Origin of the sequence: Amycolatopsis nivea (assembly GCF_004522235.1) — a bacterium.
GTDB classification, from domain to species: domain Bacteria; phylum Actinomycetota; class Actinomycetes; order Mycobacteriales; family Pseudonocardiaceae; genus Amycolatopsis; species Amycolatopsis nivea.
Map to the genome: position 1 here is coordinate 28970 of NZ_SDLT01000029.1, position 17629 is coordinate 46598.

Genomic DNA, 17629 nt, shown 5'->3' on the forward strand with positions numbered 1-17629 from the left:
GCACCGGCATGAACACTCACGACCCGCCTACCTCTCACGGGGGAGGCGCTTCCCCCTCGCGCCGGATCCTCTCCGCCGCGCCCCGGGCGACGCTTGACGCATGACGCTGAAGCAAGCCGAGTTGCGCAAATGGCCGGGTTGCGCCGCCGCGGTGTGGGGTCTCTTGTTCGCGATCCCCAGCTTCGTCTGGGCGACCGGCAGTACGTTCGGCGCGCAGTCGACGGTGTCGCCGTCGCTGGTGAAGCTCGCGCAGGACCGGGTGCCGTGGTTTGTGGCCGTGCTGGTGATCACCGGACTGCTGAAGGTTTTCGGCGCGGTGGTCGGCGTCAGTCTGACGCGGCCGCGCGGCCGGTGGCTCAGCCGGACGATGGTGTTCTGCGGTGGTGGCGCCGCGATCCTGCTGACTTGGCACGGCGGGCTGTTCGTCGTGCAGGGCGTGCTGGTGAAGACCAGAGCCGTGGCGGTCGATCCAGCGCTTTCCAACCTGGTCGGTTGGTATCTCTACCTCTGGGGACCGTGGTTCATCGTCGGCGGTATCGCGTTCGCGGTGGCAGCCGCGCGGTATGTCTTGGACCGCGATGACCGACGCACGCTGACGCGGTACGGAGTGGTCGGCGCGCTCGGTGCGCTGGCGCTGTCGGTGGCCGCGGTCGCGACGGGCATCGGCTGAGTCAGTGGAGGGCGCCAGCGAGGACCGTGCTCGCCATCTGGCGAACGGCTTCCTCGCTGGGAGGTTCCCCGGTGCGATCCGCGAAGAGCAGGTGACCGGCTCCGATGAGCGTCGGGGCCAGTGTCTTCACATCGGCATCTGGCGCGATCCGGCCGAGTTCTTGTTCTGCGGCAAGGTAATTCGCCAGGACGTGCGCCGCGTCGGTCGCCAGCGGAATCCCCGGACCCGGCCGCGCCGCCCGGAGCCGGTGCCGCAGTTCGTCGCGGAAGGTGATCAGTGCGACGATCGACACCGCGACCGAGGAGAAGACCTCGGTGAGCACCTCGGCCACCGTTTCGACCACGTCGCCGGTCCCGGCCTGCAGGTCCTCCGCGCGGGCTTCGAGGCGATGGATCCGGTCGAGCACCAGCGCGGCGAGAAACGCGTCGAAATCCTCGAAATGCCGGTGCAGCACGCCCTTCGCACAATCCGCCTCGGTGGTGACGGCGCGACTGGTGAGTCCGCTCGGTCCTTCGCGCAGCAAAACCCGTTCCGCGGCGTCGAAAAGCTGAGCGCGAACGTCGCGGAGATGGATCCCGGTGGGCACCTTGACAGTCCTTCCTAGCCATAGTGGGCGCTTGCCCACTATGGTGGGCACATGCCCACTTTACCTCGTCCCGAACCGCATCAGCACCGGACCATGGCGGAGTCGTTCGGCGTCGATCCCGAGCGCTACGACCGGGCCCGCCCGCGTTACCCGGACGAACTGGTGACCGCCGTCCTCGCGGCCAGCCCGGGGAAGGACCTGCTCAACGTCGGGTGCGGCACCGGCATCGAGGGGCGGCAATTCCACGGCCGCGGCGCCGTCGTGCTCGGCGTCGAACCGGACGCGCGGATGGCGGAGTTCGCCCGGCGCGCTTTCCCGGTCGAGGTCGCGAAATTCGAGGATTGGGACCCGGCGGGACGGACGTTCGACGCCCTCGTGTCCGGGCAGGCGTGGCACTGGGTCGATCCGGACGCGGGAGCCGCGAAAGCCGCGCAGGTGCTCCGCCCTGGCGGCCGGTTCGTCGCGTTCTGGCACGTGTTCATGCCGCCGGAAGAAATTTCCCTGGCACTGGCGGACGCGTTGCGCCGGGCGATGCCGGACTCGCCGTTCAGCGGCAACTACCTGAAAAAACCCAGCGCCGACGCCTACCAGCCGATGCTCGACAAAGCCGCGGACGGACTGGCCGCGACCGGCGCGTTCGGCGAGGCGGAGAACTGGCAATACGCCTGGACTCAGGACTACGGCCGCGACGAATGGCTGGACCTGCTCGCCACGCAGGGAGGCGTCACAGTGGCGACGCCGGAGCAGCGCGACCGCATTCTGGCTGAGGTCGGCGCGGCGATCGACGCGCGCGGCGGCAGGCTGACGACGAATTACTCGACCGCCGCGGTGACCGCCGTCCGTCTTGCCGCGTGAGAGGCCGGTCCCCGGCGCGAAACCGGGGACCGGTCAGGTCACTCCTCCAGCGAAAGCGCTTGGCTCGGGCAGATGTTCACGGCCTCGCGCGCCTTCTCGACCAGTTCGCCGTCCGGGGTGTCGTTGAGGACGATGACCGTGCCGTCGTCCTCGCTCTGGTCGAACAGCGCGGGCTCGGTGAGCACGCACTGGCCGGCGCCGACGCACTTGCCGGTGTCCGCGATGATCTTCATGATGGCCTCTTCCTGGCTTGTGGTGGGAGCACTCTGATCTCTACCAGGTCACCGGCAACTGGTACAGGCCGAAGATCGTGGCGTCCTTCTTCACCGGTAATTCGTCGGCCGGGACCGTGCACGTGAGTGTCGGAACGCGGCGGAACAGCGTGTCGAACACGATCTGCAGTTCCATCCGCGCCAGGTTCTGGCCGAGGCACTGGTGCGGTCCGAACCCGAACGCGACGTGGTGGCGCGCGCCGCGTTCGAGGTCGAGCTTTTCCGGGCTCTCGAAGACGTCCGGGTCCCAGTTCGCGGCGTAGCCCAGCACGAGCACGCCCTCGCCCGCCTTGATCGTGACGCCGCCGATCTCCACGTCCTCGGTCGCGACCCGCGCGGTCGCGCCTTCGACGATCGTGAAGTAGCGCAACAGTTCCTCGACCGCGAGCAGCGTCTTGCCCGGATCGGCCTCGATCGTCGCGCGCTGCCCGGGGTTCTCCAGCAGCCCGATGGTGCCGAGCGAGATCATGTTCGCGGTGGTCTCGTGCCCGGCGACCAGCAGCAGGAACGCCAGCCCGATCATCGCGTCGTGGTCGTAATTGCCTTCCTCGCGGCGTTTGACGATCTGCCTGCCGAGCAGGTCGTCGGTCGGGTCCTTCTCCTTCGCCGCGACCAGGCCGCTGAGGTACGCGCGCAGTTCCTCGGACGCCTTCTTGCGGTCCTCGACGCTGGTGCTGCGCCGGATGAGCGCCATGGTGCGCTCTTGGAAGTAGTCGTGATCGGCGTACGGGACGCCGAGCAGCTCGCAGATCACCAGCGACGGCACCGGCAGCGACAGCTTTTCCACCAGGTCCGCCGGTTTCGGCCCGGCGAGCAATTCGTCGATCAGGCCGTCGACGATCTCCTGGATCCGCGGCCGCATCGCCTCGACCCGCTTCACGGTGAACTCGCCGAGCACCTCCCGGCGGGCCTCGCCGTGCTCGGGCGCGTCCATCCCGATCATGGCTTTCTGCTTGGCGTTGGTGAGGATCGCGGCCCCGCCCTCGGCCAGGAACGGGAAATTGGGCAGGAACCGGTCGGAGGAGAACCGGCGGTCGCCGAGGATCTGCCGTGCTTCCTCGTGCCGCGAGGCGACCCAAGCCTCCTTGCCGCCGGGGATCTGCACGCGGGTGAGCGCGCTCTGCTCGCGCATCCGGACGTACTGCTCCGGCTGGGTGAACGGGCAGGTCCGGGCGACCGGCATGCGGAGTTCTTCAGTGGCAGTCATCGTTTCCCCCTCACCAGGTCACCGGGAGGCAGTAGAGCCCGAAGACACCGGAGTCGTGTTTGAACGGCAACTGGTCGACCGGCGCGGCGAGCCGCAGCGTCGGAATGCGGCGGAACAGCGTGTCGAAGACGATCTGCAGTTCCATCCGCGCGAGGTTCTGGCCGAGGCACTGGTGCGCGCCGAAGCCGAACGCGACGTGGTGCCTGCCGCCGCGGGTGATGTCGAGCCGCTCGGGCTCGGGGAAGACTTCGGGGTCGAAGTTGGCGGCGTAGCTCAGGCCGAGGACGCCTTCTCCGGCCTTGATGGTGACGCCCGCGATGTCCACGTCTTCGAGGGCGACGCGGGTGGTGGCGAACTCCGCGATGGTGAAGTAGCGCAGCAGTTCCTCGACGGCGTCGAGGGTCTTGCCTGGATCCTCCTTGATCGCGGCGAGCGCGTCCGGGTTCTCCAGCAACGCGACGGTGCCGAGCGAAATCATGTTCGCGGTGGTCTCGTGCCCGGCGATGAGCAGCAGGAAGGCGAGCGACACGAGGTCGTCGTGGTCGTAGTTGCCTTCCTCGCGCTTCTTCGCGATCTGACGGCTGAGCAGATCGTCCGCCGGTGCGGTTTCCTTCTTGGAAACCAGCTCGGACAGGTAATTCTGCATCGCTTCGACGGACTTGCTGCGTTCCTCGAAGCCTGTTTCGCGGTTGAGGAGCCGTGAACTGTGCGTCTGGAAGAAGTCGTGGTCGGCGTACGGAACGCCGAGCTGTTCGCAGATCACCAGCGACGGCACCGGAAGCGACAGCGCGGACACCAGGTCGGCGGGCTTGTCGCCGGCCAGCATCGCGTCGATGTGCTGGTCCACGATCTCCTGGATGCGCGGCTGCAGCGCCTTCATCCGCTTGACGGTGAACTCGCCGACGACGCTGCGCCGGGCCGGGCCGTGTTCCGGCGCGTCCATCGCGATCAGCGACGGGCGCAGCCTCGGACGACGCTGCTGGCCGTCCTTGAACAGGACCGGGAAGCCCGGGTTGAAGCGGTCCGAGCTGAACCGCGGGTCGTTCAGCATCGCCCGCAGGTCCTCGTGCCGGTTGAGCACCCAGGCGCGCTGGCCGGTGTGCTCGAGCTCGACGTAGTGCGCGCGAGCGTCGCGGAACCGGTCGTACTCCGGCGGCGGCGCGAACGGGCAGGTGCGCTTCATCGGGAACGCGGCCTGCTCCGGCTGGGTGCGGCTGGGCTGGGCGACTTCGGTCATCTGAACCCCCTGTGGTGGGTTTGCCCCGTTACGGAATGAATGTGGAGGATTACATTCCGGTTCACTGCCCAAGGTACCGAAGTGGAGGATCGCCGTCCACTAGCAACGGGGTGACAATTGCTGTCCGCCCCGGGTTGCCGGCACGTTTGCGCAGCTGGTCCGGCGTGCGAGAATGCGCGCCAACCGGGAAAAGGGAAGGCCGGGTATGAGTGCAGACCCCGAGACGCCGCTGCGGGCGGACGCGCAACGCAACCGCGACCAGATCATCGCCGCGGCTCGCGTCATCTTCGCCAGCCACGGTCCCGAGGTCCCGATGGAGGAGATCGCGCGCGCGGCCGGCGTCGGCGTCGGCACCCTCTACCGGCGCTTCCCGGATCGCGACGCGCTCATCCGCGCGGTGGCGGTGGACAATTTCGCGGGCGTGCTGGACAGCGCCCGGCGGCTGTCGGTGGAAGCACCGACGGCGTGGGAAGCGTTGGTGCAGTTGCTGTATCACGGCGCGGAACTGCAGTTGTCGATGCAATTGGCCATGTTGTCGCAGCGGGCGCACGAAATTCTCAAGGACGACCCCGAGGTCGCGCACCTGCGCGAAGCGGTGCTGCTCGAGGTCGAAGGGCTGGTCGACCGGGCGCAGGCCGAGGGGACGCTGCGCAAGGACGTGGGCGCGGGAGACGTCGCGGTGCTGTTCGCCCGGCTGATCCGGCAGCTGCCCGCGCACCGGTTGAAATCGCCGGAGATGGCGACGGCGCGCAACATCGCGATCATGATCGACGGCCTGCGCGCCGGTCCGGCCACCACGCTGCCGGGGCGGCCGATCGACAAGGAAGACTTGCTCTGACCGCTTCTTCAGACGCGACGGGACGATCGGGGTTGCTCCGGCGGGGGTGATCTCACAACGGGCCATCGAGTCGCGGGCGGGGACGTCTTATCTCGTGAAAGCCGGTGCGGAGCCGCCGGAAAACGCGAGAGGGGACGAACAATGAAGAACATCCGCCGAATTGCCGTCGCAGTCGCCGTCGCCGGAGGCGCGGCCGCGGTCTTCGCCGGTACCGCCAGTGCCACGACCACGGAGTCGTCGGCGCTTCCGTGCACCGCGAACCAGTTCAGCACCAAGCTCGTCTACGGCGGGGCCGGCGCGGGTCAGCGCAACGCCGCGATGCAGTTCACCGCGAACCAGGGCGAGCGATGCGTACTTTCCGGCCGGGCCGACGTCGACCTGGTCGGCGCGCACAACGTCCTGGTCAACAACGAGGCGCCGGCCGATGCTCCGCCGGTGCTGATCGCGAACGGTTCGTCGGCGTACGTGCCGCTGCACTGGACCGCGATCGGCTCCGACGACGAGCAGCAGACGCCGAACGCGCTGACCATGACCGCCCCGGCCGCCTCCAACCCGCACGGCGACCCGATCGACCCGAACGTGACGGTGGACTGGACCTTCGGTGCGGTCGACGCCGGCGCCGACAGCCACACCATCGACGTCGGCGCGATGACGGCCGGCGAAGCGCCTGCGGTGTAAGGATTCCTGGTCAGCCGGGCGGGGCTGCGCGGGTGAGCGAATCGAGCACCCGCAGCAGCACCGCCCTGGCGGCGTCGCCCTCGGCCGCGACTGTCCACAGTAGATCCGCGACCTCGTGGTACGGGTCGACGTCGCTCGCGATGTGCTCGCCCTCGGGGGTTTCGACCATCGCGACGTCGTCGACGACCCAGAAGTCCGAGGTGACCGGGTAGGGAACGACGACGTCCGCGGGGATGATGCCGAAGCGGATGTTGGGGGTGCCGAGCAGCGCGAGCAGCTTGTGCACCTGCCCGATCATCACCTCGCGCGGCGCGTTCGGATAGCGCAGCGCCGCCTCGGAGGTGAGCAGTTCGATGGTCCGGCCGGGTTCGTAGAGGATCTGCTGGCGCTGCATCCGCGCCCGGACGGCTTCGGTGATGTCCTGTCCGCCGCCGTGGATCCGGGAGTGGGCGAGCAGCGTATGCCGCGCGTACTCCGGGGTTTGCAGTAATCCGGAGACAATTCGGAGATCTACCGCTCGAATTCGTAGCGCCCTGGCCTCTCTGGCAATGGATTCCTCTTGCCGGGCGCGGTGTCCGTCGCGGACTTTGTCTTTCCAGCTGGCGTGCGCGTCGCGGACCTCGACCAATTGCTCGCGCAGTTCCGCGGCCAGCTCCGGCGGCCCGCCGACGGCGGCGACCCAGGCGTCGAGGTCGTCGTCGCCGACGGTCTGCCTGCCGTTTTCGATCTTGCTGACCTTGGGCGCGTTCCAGCCGATCGCCCTGGCGAAATCCTTTCCGGTCTCGTAGCCCGCGTCGACCCGGAGCCGGCGCAGGCGATCGCCAAGCTCTGCCCGGCGTTTCTCGAAACTGGTAGGCACTCGCCCTCGCTATCGCATGCGGAATTCCTCGAACCCGATGGCATCTTCCCACACCTGGGGTCGAGTTTCGAGAAATCCTGGGCGACTAGTGCGTCTGAATCGCCGGGCTGCCCTTGCCTCGTCTGCGCCGGTCGTCGTGCTCAGGCTTCCTGCGGGAAGAACTTGAGCAGGCCGGCGGGGATTTCGACGGCCGTCTCGGTGTCGGGCATGCCGCGTTCGTGCAGTTGCCGCAACGCCTGCTCGTCGGTGACCCGGTATCCCTGGACGACGTACGTGCCGCGGTTGGTGCGATAAGCGTTGGGGCAGTTGCCGCCCGCGCTGGTGGTGCCGAGGAACTCGAGGGCAAGTGCTTCTTCGGACTGGGCGGGATGCGGGGTCATGCGGAGTCCTCCTGACGTGCTGGCGGCGTCTGTACCGGACACGGGGTTGTCGAAATTTCCCCAATGGCACATGTTGGCAGAGAATTTCGCGAAAGGGTAGAGTTGTGGCGCGAAATGTTGGGGTCCGGTGATGGTCGTTCAGGCAAGTTCGGCGAGCGTGTCGAGGAGGTGGGAGCGGGTGCCGGAGTAGACGTTGATCTGCGGCCCGCCGACCTCGTCCGGGCTGACGGGCACGCGTCCACGCCCGGTGCGGTCGATTGCGGACAAGCGCTGGCCGACGATTCGGCGAGTTCGAGAGCTTCGCGTAGCCGCGGACTGGGCGCACCTAACCCAAGTGCAAGTCTGCCCGCTGCGCAGTTTTTTCGAATAGCCGCAGACAAAACCGCCGTTCCGGGGTAACCGGAACGGCGGTCTCAGTGAGCTCGAACGTCAGACGCCCATGGGGTGCCAGACGGTTTTCGCTTCCAGGTACCGACGCAGGCGGGACAGGTCGGGTTCGGCTGTCCAGTCTGGTTCGGCGTCGGGGACGGACAGGACGCGTTTCACCGTTCCGGCGGCTTCCTGGGCCAGGGTGACGCGGTCCTCGGGGGTCGCGCCGGTCGGGTCGAGGGCGTTGACGTCTCCGTGCGAGGCCAGCCAGGGGCCCAGTTCCGCGGCGTGGCCGGTGAGGATGTTCGCGACGCCGCCGGGGACGTCGGAGGTGGCCAGGACCTCGGACAGGGTGATGGCAGGCAGGGGGCGGTCCGCGCTGGAGACTAGGACTGCTGTCGAGCCGGTCGCCAGGACGGGGGCTAGGACGGTCACCAGACCCAGCAGGCTCGACTCTTGCGGCGCGAGGACGCCCACGACCCCGGTGGGTTCGGGCGTGGTGAAGGAGAAGTACGGCCCGGCGACCGGGTTGGCGGCGCCCAGGACCGAGGCGATCTTGTCGGTCCAGCCCGCGTACCAGACCCAGCGGTCGATGGCGGCGTCCACATGGGACTCGGCCTTTTTCGCGGCGACGCCCTCACAAGCGGCTACCTCGGCGGCGAACTGGGCGCGGCGGCCCTCCATCACCTCGGCGACGCGGTAGAGCACCTGGCCGCGGTTGTATGCAGTTGCCGACGACCAACCGGGAAACGCCTTGCGGGCGGCGGACACCGCGTCGCGCAGGTCTTTGCGGGACGCGTGGGCCGCGTTGGCCAGGAAGGCGCCCTTGGCGTCGGTGACGGGGTAGACCCGGCCCGATTCCGAGCGCGGGAATTTGCCGCCGAGGTAAAGCTTGTAGGTTTTGGCGACGGAAATCCGGTCAGACATTGAGGTAGGCCTCCAAACCGGTGCGTCCGCCCTCGCGGCCGAAACCGGACTCCTGGTAGCCGCCGAACGGGGCGGCGGGGTCGAAGCGGTTGAACGTGTTGGCCCAGACAACGCCTGCCCGGAGCTGGTTCGCCATCCACAGAATGCGCGAACCCTTCTCGGTCCAGATGCCCGCGGACAAGCCGTACGGCGTGTTGTTCGCCTTCGCCACGGCCTCTTCCGGGGTGCGGAAGGTGAGAACCGACAGCACCGGGCCGAAGATCTCTTCGCGGGCGATCCGCATCGACTGGTGGACCTCGGAGAACACCGTCGGCGCGAAGAAGAATCCGCGGTCCGGCACCGGGCACGGGCTGGTCCAGCGCTGCGCGCCTTCCGCGTCGCCGGATTCGACGAGGCCGCGGATCTTCGCCAGCTGCTCGGCCGAGTTGATCGCGCCGAGGTCGGTGTTCTTGTCCAGCGGGTCGCCCAGCCGCAGCGTCGAGACGCGGTACCGGAGCTTCTCCAGCACCTCCTCGGCCACCGATTCCTGCACCAGCAGCCGCGAACCCGCGCAGCAGACGTGTCCCTGGTTGAAGAAGATCCCGTTGACGATCCCCTCCACCGCCTGGTCCAGCGGGGCGTCGTCGAACACGACGTTCGCCGCCTTGCCGCCGAGTTCCAGGGTCAGCTTCTTGCGGGTGCCCGCGACGGTGCGCTGGATCAGCTTGCCGACCTCGGTGGAGCCGGTGAACGCGATCTTGTCGACGTCCGGATGCTCCACAATGGACGCTCCGATGTCACCGGCTCCCGGCAGGATGTTCACCACGCCCGGCGGCAGCTCCGCCTGCTGGCAGATCTCGGCGAACACCAGCGCGGTCAGCGGTGTGGTCTCGGCCGGCTTCAGCACGACGGTGTTGCCGGTGGCCAGCGCGGGCGCGATCTTCCACGCCAGCATCAGCAGCGGGAAGTTCCACGGGATCACCTGGCCCGCGACGCCGAGCGGCTTCGGGTCCGGACCGTAGCCCGCGTAGCCGAGCTTGTCCGCCCAGCCCGCGTGGTAGAAGAAATGCGCGGCCGCGGTGGGCACGTCGGAATCGCGCGACTCCTTGATCGGCTTCCCGTTGTCCAGCGTCTCCAGCACCGCCAGCTCGCGCGAGCGTTCCTGGATCAGCCGCGCGATGCGGAACAGGTACTTCGCCCGCTCGGCGCCCGGCATTTTCGACCAGACCGACGTGTACGCCTTGCGCGCGGCCTTCACCGCGATGTCCACATCGGACTCCGACGCGGTGCCGACCTCGGCGAGGATCTCCTCGGTGGCCGGGTTGACCGTCTTGAGCGGCTCGCCGGAACCGTCGACGAACTCGCCGTTGATGAACGGCTTGTACTGCTCTTTCAGATTGGCCAGAGCGCGAGATTCCGGCGCGGGCGCGTATTCGAAGATGCCCATGTCAGTCCACCGTCACGTAGTCAGGGCCGCTGTAGTGGCCGTCCACCTGGGTGCGCCGCTGCAGCAGCAGGTCGTTGAGCAGGCTCGACGCGCCGAACCGGAACAGTTCCGGCGTGAGCCACTGCTCGCCCGCGACCTCGTGCACGGCGACGAGGTACTTGATCGCGTCCTTCGTCGTCCGGATCCCGCCCGCGGGCTTGACGCCGCGCAGTTCGCCGGTGCGCTCGTGCCAGTCGTGCACCGCCTGCAGCATCACGTGCGTGACCGGCAGCGTCGCGGCGGGCGACACCTTGCCGGTGGACGTCTTGATGAAGTCCCCGCCCGCCAGCAGCGCGAGCCAGGACGCGCGGCGGACGTTGTCGTACGTCGCCAGCTCGCCCGTTTCGAGGATCACCTTGAGGTGCGCCGAGCCGCAGGCCGCTTTCACGGCGCGGATCTCGTCGAACACCTCCAGATAGCGGCCCTCGAGGAATGCGCCGCGGTCGATCACCATGTCGACCTCGTCCGCGCCCGCCTCGACCGCGAGCCGGGTGTCGGCCAGCTTCACCTCGCGGCTCGTGCGGCCCGCCGGGAAACCGGTGGCGACACTCGCCACCCGCACGCCGCTGCCCGCGAGCGCTTCGACGGCCGTCTCCACCAGATCCGGATACACGCACACGGCCGCGACGCGCGGGCAGTCCTGCCGCTCGGGGTCCGGCCGCATCGCCTTGGCGGCGAGGCCGCGGACCTTGCCGCGCGTGTCCGCTCCTTCGAGCGTGGTCAGGTCGACCATCGACACCGCGGTGTCGATCGCCCACCGCTTGGCTTCCTTCTTGATGCTCCGGGTCGCGAGCCCTGCCGCGCGCTGCTCGACGCCGACCTGGTCGACACCGGGCAGCCCGTGCAGGAACCGCCGCAGGCTCGCTTCGTCGCGAGTGACGTCCGTCAGCGGCGACGGGGTTTCCGGCGCCGCTGCCGGGCTGGTGGTAGCTGTCATACCGCTGAGTGTAGGTGCGCGACAGCAGGCGCCGGAGCGCTCACCGGAATCTGTGGACAGCTGGTCACAGGCTCGCGGTTGTCCACAGCCGCGCGGCGTGGGCGGCGGTTTTTGTCGGTGCTGTGTGCAGTCGGGTTCAGGACTCGATCTGCGGTGCGTTCAAGTCCTTGGCCGGCTTGCGGTACACGACGACGCCGCCCCAGAAGCCGAGGCCGTTGATCGTGACGGTCGGGGCGGTCGGTGGGGCAGGCGGCGCGCCGGACTTGTCCTCCAGCATGAACGCGCCCATGAAGCCGATGCCGGTGACGTTCACGTTGATGTCGTCCGGGACGGTGATCTCGATCCCGCCCATGATCGCGACCGCGGTGATCGTGCACGATTTCTCGGCGAACCGAGCGCTGCGCAGGTCGATTTCGGCGCCGCCCCAGAACGCGAAGGTCGTGTGCTGCTGCGGCAGGACCCAGCTGCCCTTGCGCACGGCCCCGGACATCACGCCGATCGACATGGCGGAACCGGGATGCCCGCCGACGCGGTTGTCCGGCAGCCCGAGCGCGCGCGAAGGGGCGGGCTGCAGCGAAGCCGACGCGGCGGGCGCGATCGCGGCGCTGCCCGGCAGGTCGGCGGTCACCGGTTTCAGGTCGGCGAACGTTTTCGCGGAGTAGACGCTGGAGAGCCGTTCTTCCAGCTCGTCGATCGTGATCCGGCCTTCGGACAGGGCCTGGTGCAGCACCTGCGCGACCTGCTCCCGATCCGCGTCCGACACGCGCATCTGGTCCGGGCCCGGCATGGCTGGATCTTCACTCACTTGGGAAAGCCTAGTCCTGTCGGGTCTGCGCCGGGTCCATCGAACGGTGGATAAGGGCATCATGGCGTGATGGATGCTGGGTTGACGGGGACTCTCGTGCTTCCGGACGGGGTTCGGTTGCGGGCACGTGGGCTGGGGAAGCCGAAGCCGGAGGGGGCGGATCCGGAGTTCGGGTTGTATTTGGGGTCCCGGCGGATGCGGGCCAAGTACGACGCTTCGCTGAACTGGGAGCGGCGGTGGGTGTTGTGGCCGGACTTTTTGCTGCCGCGGGATCGGGAGGGGGCTCGGCGGGAGATTCTGGGGTTGCATGCCCGGGCGGTTGCCGGGGAGGCGGTTGAGGTGGCTTGTCTTGGCGGGGTTGGGCGGACTGGGACTGTGCTGGCTTGTTTGGTGACGTTGGGCGGGGTGGGGGCTGAGGAGGCGGTGGAGTGGGTTCGGCGGGAGCACCATCCGCGGGCGGTGGAGACGCCTTGGCAGCGGCGGTGGGTGGGGTGGTTTGCTGAGTCGCGGTAGTCGGGTGGGGCCTCGTCGCCTGGCGGCGACATTGGCCCGTGCGTGCGTGGGGCACCCCGAAGCTTGATTGTGCTGACGGTTCGGGGGTGCTTGTCAAGGCGGGAAAGATGCCTTGACAAGCACCCCCGAACCGCAGGAGAGCTTCGTATCGGGGTGCGGGGGAGGGCTGGGTGCCTCGCTCGTTGGGTGCATCGGCTGCGGGGCGGGGCCAGGTGCGTGGCTCGTTGGGTGCATCGGCTGCGGGGTGGGGCTGGGTGCCTGGCTCGTTGGGTGCATCGGCTGCGGGGAAGGGCCAGGTGCCTGGCTCGTTGGGTGCGTCGGTGCGGCTGGGGTCCTCGGTGCTGGGTGCACCGGCTGCGGTTTGGGTGGGGTTAGCGGCCCCAATGTGGCATTGGGTGCATCTGACGCACCGAACGCCACATTGGGTGCATCCGACGCACCCAATGCCACATTGGGGAAGCATCCCGGTGGCTGGGTTGGCGGGGCGGCCGTGAAGGGCTCCTTGAGGGAATCTGGGTCCGTGAAGGAGCCCCTCACCTCCGGAGCATGGTCGTGAGGGGAACCCTGCGGGAATCAGGGGATGTGAGGGTGGCCCTCACGACGTAATGGGGCCCACGAAGGTGCGGGGGAAAGAGTGGCGGGTCCGAAACGGGCGGCTAAGTTGTGCGCTATGGATGTGCAGGTAGTCGATCACCCGCTGGCCAAGGCTCGTCTCTCGACCATGCGGGACGCTCGGACTGACAGTGCTGCGTTCCGGGCCGCGCTGCATGAGTTGACTGTCATGCTCGTCTATGAAGCCATGCGGGACGCGCCGGTTCGTACTGAGCGCATTCATACTCCGGTCGCGCGCACTGACGCTTATCGGCTTGCCAGTCCGCCGTTGCTGGTGCCTGTGTTGCGGGCGGGGCTTGGCATGGCTGATCAGGCGCACAAGCTGATCCCGGACGCGCAGATGGGGTTCGTCGGGCTCGCTCGTGACGAGGAGACGCTCAAGCCGACCCCGTATCTCGAGTCGCTGCCTGAGTCGCTCTCGGATCGGCCGGTGCTGGTGCTTGATCCGATGCTCGCGACCGGTGGCTCGATGGAGTACACGATTCGCCTGCTGACCGATCGTGGTGCTACTGACGTCACCGCCATCTGTGCGCTCGCCGCGCCGGAAGGGTTGGCGCATCTGGAGCAGACTGGGCTGCCGCTGCGGGTGGTCACGTCGAGCATTGACGAGCGGCTCAACGATTCCGGGTTCATCGTGCCGGGGCTCGGCGACGCGGGGGACCGGCAGTACGGGGCTAGGTAAGCCAGCCGGAAGCGTTGGCGTGCAAGGCTTTCTCGTACGCGTCGGAAACGCTGAAGCCGTCCGGGAGGCGGCCGGACAGTTCCAAGGACACCAGGCCGTGCACGAAACCCCACAGGCTGACGGTGATCAGTTCCGGCGCCACGTCCTGGAACTGGCCGGACGACACCGCGGCGCGGACGACGCCCGTCAGCGGGGCGAGGGTGGCTTGGGCGACCTCGTCTGCCTCGGCGTTGGGTTCGAAGCCTGGCACGGAGCGGCTGAACATGATCGCGTACAGGTGCGGGTCGGCTAGGGCGCTTTCGCGGTACGCGATGCCCAGCCGCACGAGGTCGGCTACTGCGTTGCCGGACAGGGGGACCTTCGCCAGGCGGGTGCCGAAGCGGCGGAAGCCTTCCACGTACAGCGCGTTCACCAGGTCCGGTTTGCTGCCGAACAGCGAGTACACCGCGGTGGTCGACGTGCCGGAGTCGGCGGCCAGTTTGCGCAGCGACAGGGCCTTGGGGCCGTCCGCGGAGATCAGTTCGCCTGCCCGGTCCAGGAGCTTCAGCCGGAGGGTTTCGTCATGGGTACGGGGGCGAGGCATGTACCCAGCGTAACGCAACAACGTTATAAAACGCGACCGTGACCGTCGTTTTAAGATTTGACCTGGAGTGCACTCCAGGTCGTACTGTCGAGCGCATGAGCTACTCGATAGCGGAAGCCGCACGACGTAGCGGCCTGTCGATCGACACCCTCAGGTACTACGAACGGATCAAGCTTCTCGAACCGCCCGCACGAGACTCGGCGGGGCGGCGCGCCTACTCCGACGAGGACCTGAACTGGCTCGGCTTCCTCACGAAGCTGCGGCTCACCGGGATGCCGATCAAGAGCATGCGCGAGTACGCCTCGCTGCGCAGGCACGGGGTGGCCAGTGCGGGACGGCGCAAGGCGATCCTCGTGGAGCAGCGGCAGTCGGTCGCCGACCGGATCGCCGAACTGCAGGGTTGTCTCGACATTCTGGACTACAAGATCGCCAACTACGAGCAGATCGAGCGCAAGGCCTTCGGCGTCGCGCCCGAGATGGAGGGAATTTCCGCGTGATCGGTACGAGGAAGCTCGGCGCACTGGAGGTCGGCGCACAGGGGCTCGGCTGCATGGGGATGAGCTCGGCCTACGGCGTGCGCGACAACGACGGCGAGTCCGTCGCCACCGTGCACCGGGCGCTGGAACTGGGGGTGACCCTGCTCGACACGGCCAACGTGTACGGCGCGGGGGAGAACGAGAAGCTCGTCGGCAAGGCGATCGCGGACCGTCGCGACCAGGTGGTTCTCGCGACGAAGTTCGGCATCGTGCACACCGATCAGGGCATGACCGCACGCGGTGACGCCGCGTACGTGAAGCAGTGCTGCGACGAATCGCTGCAGCGGCTCGGGGTCGACCACATCGACCTCTACTACCAGCATCGCGTCGACCCGAACGTCCCGATCGAGGAGACCTGGGGCGCGCTCGCCGAGCTGGTCCAGGCCGGGAAGATCCGTTTCGCCGGGATCTCCGAGGCGGGTGCGGACACGATCCGCCGGGCGCACGCGGTGCATCCGGTCACCGCGCTGCAGAGCGAGTGGTCGCTGTGGACGCGCGGCATCGAGGACGAAATTCTCGGCACCTGCCGGGAGCTGGGGATCGGAATCGTGCCGTTCTCGCCGCTGGGGCGCGGGTTCCTGACCGGTGCCGTCACCTCGGTGCAGGAGCTGCCCGAGGGCGACATGCGGCGCGGCCTGCCGCGGTTCGCCGAGGACAACTTCGCGCGCAACATGGCGATTGTCGAGGCGCTGCGCGCGCTGGCCGCGGACAAGGGGGTCACCGCGGGGCAGCTGGCGCTCGCCTGGGTGCAGGCCAAGGGCCCCGACGTCGTGCCGATTCCGGGCACGAAGCGGCGGAAGTACCTGGAAGAGAACGTCGGCGCGGCCGAGCTGGAACTGTCCGAAGAGGACATCGCGGCCATCGAGAAGGCCGTTCCGCTCGAGGCGGTCGCCGGTGCGCGGTACCCGGAGGCGCTCGCGCGCGTCACCGGCAAGTAGCGGCTGAAGCCGGTGCCCCGCGACGGAGGCGGGGCACCGGTGTCCCGAAGACCGGGTACGTTCTGAGGGATTTCTGAGATCTTCCGACCACTCTGATCGCCGTCAGAATCAAGGCGACGCGGGAGGTCGGTTTCATGGCGGACGTGCTGGACTACCTGGTGGTCGGAGCCGGGCCGGCGGGATTGCAGCTCGGGCGGCAGCTGGGCGGGGCCGGGCGCAGCTACCTGGTCCTGGAGCGCGGGTCCGTGCCCGCCGCGTTCTTCACGCGCTTTCCCCGGCACCGCACGCTCATCTCGGTCAACAAGAAGTACACCGGATGGACCGACCCCGAGCTGAACCTCCGGGTCGACTGGAACTCGCTGCTCGACGACGGGCCGGACCCGCTCGTCTTCACCGACTACAGCGCGGAGATGTTCCCGCCCGCGGAAGCGTTCCTGCGCTACACCGCCGATTACGCGGCGAAACACGACGTCAAGATCCGGTACGACACCGAGGTTACGCGAATTTCGCGCGCAAACGACGTCTTCACGGTCACCGCGGCGGACGGGGAAACGTTCAGCGCGCGGCGGCTGATCATGGCGACCGGCGTGACCAAGCCGTATGTCCCGGACGTGCCGGGCATGGAACTGGTCGACCAGTACGCCGATTACGACACCGAGCGGGAGCAGTTCATCAACCAGCGCGTTCTCGTGCTGGGCAAGGGAAACTCCGCTTTCGAGACCGCCGACAGCATCAATGCGTACGCCGCGGTGCTGCACGTCGCGGGGCCGCGACCGGTCAAACTCGCCTGGCGCACGCACTTCGTCGGGCATCTCCGCGCGTACAACGCCGGCGTGCTCGACATGTACCAGCTGAAACTGCAGCACGCGATTCTCGACGGCGACGTCCGCGAGATCACCAAGGACGACGACGGCTACCACGTCAAATTCGCCTTCGCCCGCGCCAATGAACTGGTGAAGGAGATCCGTTACGACCGGGTCATCGCGGCCACCGGATTCCGGTTCGACGCCTCGATGTTCGACGAAGACTGCCGTCCGGAGATGACGATCAACAACCGGTTCCCGGCGCAGACGTCGTCGTGGGAATCGGTGAACGTGCCTGGACTTTACTTCGCCGGGACGATCACCCAGGTGCGCGATTTCAAGAAGGCCACCAGCGCCTTCATCCACGGCTACCGTTACGGCGTCCGCGCGCTTTCCAAGGTGCTTGACGAGCGTTACCACGACACCGAATGGCCCAACGCGGTGGTGGCCAACAAGACCAGCGAACTGGTCGACGCCGTCATCCGCCGGATCAACCGCACTTCCGCGCTGTACCAGCAGTTCGGCTTCCTCGCCGACGTCCTCGTGGTCGACGGCGACCGAGCCAGGTACTACGAGGAAGTCCCGGTCGACCGGTTCCAGGACACCCCGCTGGGCGAGAGCGCCAACGCGTTCGTGATCACTCTCGACTACGGGCCGGACCACGACAAGATCGATCCGTTCGATTTCACTGTCACCCGCGCGAGCCAGGACGTCGCGAACGATTCCGGCGAAGGGCATTACCTGCACCCGATCGTCCGGCATTACCAGGGCGGCGAATTGGTCGCGACCCACCACGTCACCGAGAACCTCGAAAACGAGTGGAACCGCCCGGTGCACGTGGACGCGTTGACGGCCTTCTTCACCAAGCAGCTCTGAC

Annotated in this window: 20 protein-coding genes; 9 read left to right on the forward strand and 11 right to left on the reverse strand. The window is 67.9% G+C overall.

Annotated features, from left to right (window positions below; translation table 11 throughout):
• Positions 1 to 100 precede the first annotated feature (100 nt).
• Positions 101 to 670: a DUF3995 domain-containing protein gene (locus tag EIZ44_RS29185; RefSeq protein ID WP_134732516.1), complete on the forward strand. Its 570-nt coding sequence runs from the start codon at positions 101 to 103 to the stop codon at positions 668 to 670.
• 1 nt (position 671) lies between these two features.
• Here EIZ44_RS29185 and EIZ44_RS29190 read toward each other — a convergent pair whose 3' ends face one another.
• The gene (locus EIZ44_RS29190) at positions 672 to 1256 is read right to left on the reverse strand and encodes a TetR/AcrR family transcriptional regulator (RefSeq protein ID WP_134732518.1); all 585 of its coding nucleotides are present in this window, start codon (positions 1254 to 1256) and stop codon (positions 672 to 674) included.
• 51 nt (positions 1257 to 1307) lie between these two features.
• On the opposite strand from EIZ44_RS29190, the gene EIZ44_RS29195 reads away from it, so the two are divergent.
• Positions 1308 to 2111 (forward strand): class I SAM-dependent methyltransferase, encoded by an 804-nt coding sequence (locus EIZ44_RS29195; RefSeq protein WP_134732520.1) that lies wholly within the window; start codon positions 1308 to 1310, stop codon positions 2109 to 2111.
• Positions 2112 to 2149: 38 nt separating this feature from the next.
• Here EIZ44_RS29195 and EIZ44_RS29200 read toward each other — a convergent pair whose 3' ends face one another.
• The 3 genes from EIZ44_RS29200 to EIZ44_RS29210 are packed head-to-tail and all read right to left on the reverse strand — an operon-like array spanning position 2150 to position 4827.
• Positions 2150 to 2344, reverse strand: a complete 195-nt coding sequence (locus EIZ44_RS29200; protein ID WP_037356317.1) for a ferredoxin — start codon at positions 2342 to 2344, stop codon at positions 2150 to 2152.
• 40 nt (positions 2345 to 2384) lie between these two features.
• A complete protein-coding gene (locus EIZ44_RS29205) occupies positions 2385 to 3590 on the reverse strand; it encodes a cytochrome P450 (protein WP_037816114.1) in 1206 nt (401 codons plus the stop codon).
• Positions 3591 to 3600: 10 nt separating this feature from the next.
• Positions 3601 to 4827 (reverse strand): cytochrome P450, encoded by a 1227-nt coding sequence (locus EIZ44_RS29210; RefSeq protein WP_134732522.1) that lies wholly within the window; start codon positions 4825 to 4827, stop codon positions 3601 to 3603.
• 205 nt (positions 4828 to 5032) lie between these two features.
• Here EIZ44_RS29210 and EIZ44_RS29215 point away from each other — a divergent pair, with 205 nt between their 5' ends.
• Both EIZ44_RS29215 and EIZ44_RS29220 read left to right on the forward strand, forming a co-directional pair.
• Positions 5033 to 5665, forward strand: a complete 633-nt coding sequence (locus EIZ44_RS29215; RefSeq protein ID WP_037816112.1) for a TetR/AcrR family transcriptional regulator — start codon at positions 5033 to 5035, stop codon at positions 5663 to 5665.
• Between the two features lie 141 nt (positions 5666 to 5806).
• Positions 5807 to 6343, forward strand: coding sequence for a DUF4232 domain-containing protein (locus EIZ44_RS29220; RefSeq protein ID WP_037816110.1), 537 nt, complete (start codon positions 5807 to 5809; stop codon positions 6341 to 6343).
• 10 nt (positions 6344 to 6353) lie between these two features.
• Here EIZ44_RS29220 and EIZ44_RS29225 read toward each other — a convergent pair whose 3' ends face one another.
• From EIZ44_RS29225 to EIZ44_RS29250, 6 genes are all read right to left on the reverse strand, one after another.
• Entirely contained in the window at positions 6354 to 7202 is an 849-nt protein-coding gene (locus tag EIZ44_RS29225) for a helix-turn-helix domain-containing protein (protein ID WP_134732524.1), read from the reverse strand.
• A gap of 140 nt (positions 7203 to 7342) precedes the next feature.
• Positions 7343 to 7582: a hypothetical protein gene (locus tag EIZ44_RS29230; RefSeq protein ID WP_037816108.1), complete on the reverse strand. Its 240-nt coding sequence runs from the start codon at positions 7580 to 7582 to the stop codon at positions 7343 to 7345.
• Between the two features lie 429 nt (positions 7583 to 8011).
• Positions 8012 to 8878, reverse strand: coding sequence for an aldehyde dehydrogenase family protein (locus tag EIZ44_RS29235; protein ID WP_037816106.1), 867 nt, complete (start codon positions 8876 to 8878; stop codon positions 8012 to 8014).
• Positions 8871 to 10304 (reverse strand): aldehyde dehydrogenase family protein, encoded by a 1434-nt coding sequence (locus tag EIZ44_RS29240; RefSeq protein WP_134667554.1) that lies wholly within the window; start codon positions 10302 to 10304, stop codon positions 8871 to 8873. The genes EIZ44_RS29235 and EIZ44_RS29240 overlap by 8 nt, the downstream gene beginning before the upstream one ends.
• Position 10305: 1 nt before the next feature.
• Positions 10306 to 11280 carry a deoxyribose-phosphate aldolase gene (deoC, locus tag EIZ44_RS29245; protein WP_037816104.1) on the reverse strand — a complete coding sequence of 325 codons (975 nt, stop codon included), beginning with the start codon at positions 11278 to 11280 and terminating at the stop codon, positions 10306 to 10308.
• 136 nt (positions 11281 to 11416) lie between these two features.
• Entirely contained in the window at positions 11417 to 12049 is a 633-nt protein-coding gene (locus EIZ44_RS29250; RefSeq protein WP_167754315.1) for a DUF1707 SHOCT-like domain-containing protein, read from the reverse strand.
• Positions 12050 to 12154: 105 nt separating this feature from the next.
• Between EIZ44_RS29250 and EIZ44_RS45705 the strand changes: the two genes are divergently transcribed.
• A complete protein-coding gene (locus EIZ44_RS45705) occupies positions 12155 to 12598 on the forward strand; it encodes a protein-tyrosine phosphatase family protein (RefSeq protein WP_134732526.1) in 444 nt (147 codons plus the stop codon).
• Between the two features lie 670 nt (positions 12599 to 13268).
• A complete protein-coding gene (gene upp / locus EIZ44_RS29260; protein WP_037816101.1) occupies positions 13269 to 13892 on the forward strand; it encodes a uracil phosphoribosyltransferase in 624 nt (207 codons plus the stop codon).
• On the opposite strand, the gene EIZ44_RS29265 is transcribed toward upp, so the two are convergent.
• A complete protein-coding gene (locus EIZ44_RS29265) occupies positions 13885 to 14475 on the reverse strand; it encodes a TetR/AcrR family transcriptional regulator (RefSeq protein WP_134732528.1) in 591 nt (196 codons plus the stop codon). The genes upp and EIZ44_RS29265 overlap by 8 nt on opposite strands.
• Positions 14476 to 14570: 95 nt before the next feature.
• On the opposite strand from EIZ44_RS29265, the gene EIZ44_RS29270 reads away from it, so the two are divergent.
• The 3 genes from EIZ44_RS29270 to EIZ44_RS29280 all read left to right on the forward strand — a co-directional run bounded on the left by EIZ44_RS29270 (position 14571) and on the right by EIZ44_RS29280 (position 17628).
• Positions 14571 to 14972 (forward strand): MerR family transcriptional regulator, encoded by a 402-nt coding sequence (locus EIZ44_RS29270; protein WP_009072633.1) that lies wholly within the window; start codon positions 14571 to 14573, stop codon positions 14970 to 14972.
• Positions 14969 to 15949 (forward strand): aldo/keto reductase, encoded by a 981-nt coding sequence (locus EIZ44_RS29275; protein ID WP_205673347.1) that lies wholly within the window; start codon positions 14969 to 14971, stop codon positions 15947 to 15949. Before EIZ44_RS29270 ends, EIZ44_RS29275 begins: the two co-directional genes overlap by 4 nt.
• 134 nt (positions 15950 to 16083) lie before the next feature.
• On the forward strand, positions 16084 to 17628 hold the full coding sequence (locus tag EIZ44_RS29280; RefSeq protein ID WP_134732530.1) for an NAD(P)-binding domain-containing protein: 1545 nt from the start codon (positions 16084 to 16086) through the stop codon (positions 17626 to 17628).
• The last annotated feature ends 1 nt before the right edge of the window (position 17629 follow it).

Excerpts from the sequence above, each read along its gene's own strand:
- EIZ44_RS29185 (WP_134732516.1), top strand. The coding sequence starts at position 101 with ATGACGCTGAAGCAAGCCGAGTTGCGCAAATGGCCGGGTTGCGCCGCC.
- EIZ44_RS29195 (WP_134732520.1), top strand. The coding sequence starts at position 1,308 with ATGCCCACTTTACCTCGTCCCGAACCGCATCAGCACCGGACCATGGCG.
- EIZ44_RS29200 (WP_037356317.1), bottom strand. The coding sequence starts at position 2,344 with ATGAAGATCATCGCGGACACCGGCAAGTGCGTCGGCGCCGGCCAGTGC.
- EIZ44_RS29205 (WP_037816114.1), bottom strand. The coding sequence starts at position 3,590 with ATGACTGCCACTGAAGAACTCCGCATGCCGGTCGCCCGGACCTGCCCG.
- EIZ44_RS29210 (WP_134732522.1), bottom strand. The coding sequence starts at position 4,827 with ATGACCGAAGTCGCCCAGCCCAGCCGCACCCAGCCGGAGCAGGCCGCG.
- EIZ44_RS29215 (WP_037816112.1), top strand. The coding sequence starts at position 5,033 with ATGAGTGCAGACCCCGAGACGCCGCTGCGGGCGGACGCGCAACGCAAC.
- EIZ44_RS29220 (WP_037816110.1), top strand. The coding sequence starts at position 5,807 with ATGAAGAACATCCGCCGAATTGCCGTCGCAGTCGCCGTCGCCGGAGGC.
- EIZ44_RS29230 (WP_037816108.1), bottom strand. The coding sequence starts at position 7,582 with ATGACCCCGCATCCCGCCCAGTCCGAAGAAGCACTTGCCCTCGAGTTC.
- EIZ44_RS29235 (WP_037816106.1), bottom strand. The coding sequence starts at position 8,878 with ATGTCTGACCGGATTTCCGTCGCCAAAACCTACAAGCTTTACCTCGGC.
- EIZ44_RS29240 (WP_134667554.1), bottom strand. The coding sequence starts at position 10,304 with ATGGGCATCTTCGAATACGCGCCCGCGCCGGAATCTCGCGCTCTGGCC.
- deoC (WP_037816104.1), bottom strand. The coding sequence starts at position 11,280 with ATGACAGCTACCACCAGCCCGGCAGCGGCGCCGGAAACCCCGTCGCCG.
- EIZ44_RS29250 (WP_167754315.1), bottom strand. The coding sequence starts at position 12,049 with ATGCGCGTGTCGGACGCGGATCGGGAGCAGGTCGCGCAGGTGCTGCAC.
- EIZ44_RS45705 (WP_134732526.1), top strand. The coding sequence starts at position 12,155 with ATGGATGCTGGGTTGACGGGGACTCTCGTGCTTCCGGACGGGGTTCGG.
- upp (WP_037816101.1), top strand. The coding sequence starts at position 13,269 with ATGGATGTGCAGGTAGTCGATCACCCGCTGGCCAAGGCTCGTCTCTCG.
- EIZ44_RS29265 (WP_134732528.1), bottom strand. The coding sequence starts at position 14,475 with ATGCCTCGCCCCCGTACCCATGACGAAACCCTCCGGCTGAAGCTCCTG.
- EIZ44_RS29270 (WP_009072633.1), top strand. The coding sequence starts at position 14,571 with ATGAGCTACTCGATAGCGGAAGCCGCACGACGTAGCGGCCTGTCGATC.
- EIZ44_RS29280 (WP_134732530.1), top strand. The coding sequence starts at position 16,084 with ATGGCGGACGTGCTGGACTACCTGGTGGTCGGAGCCGGGCCGGCGGGA.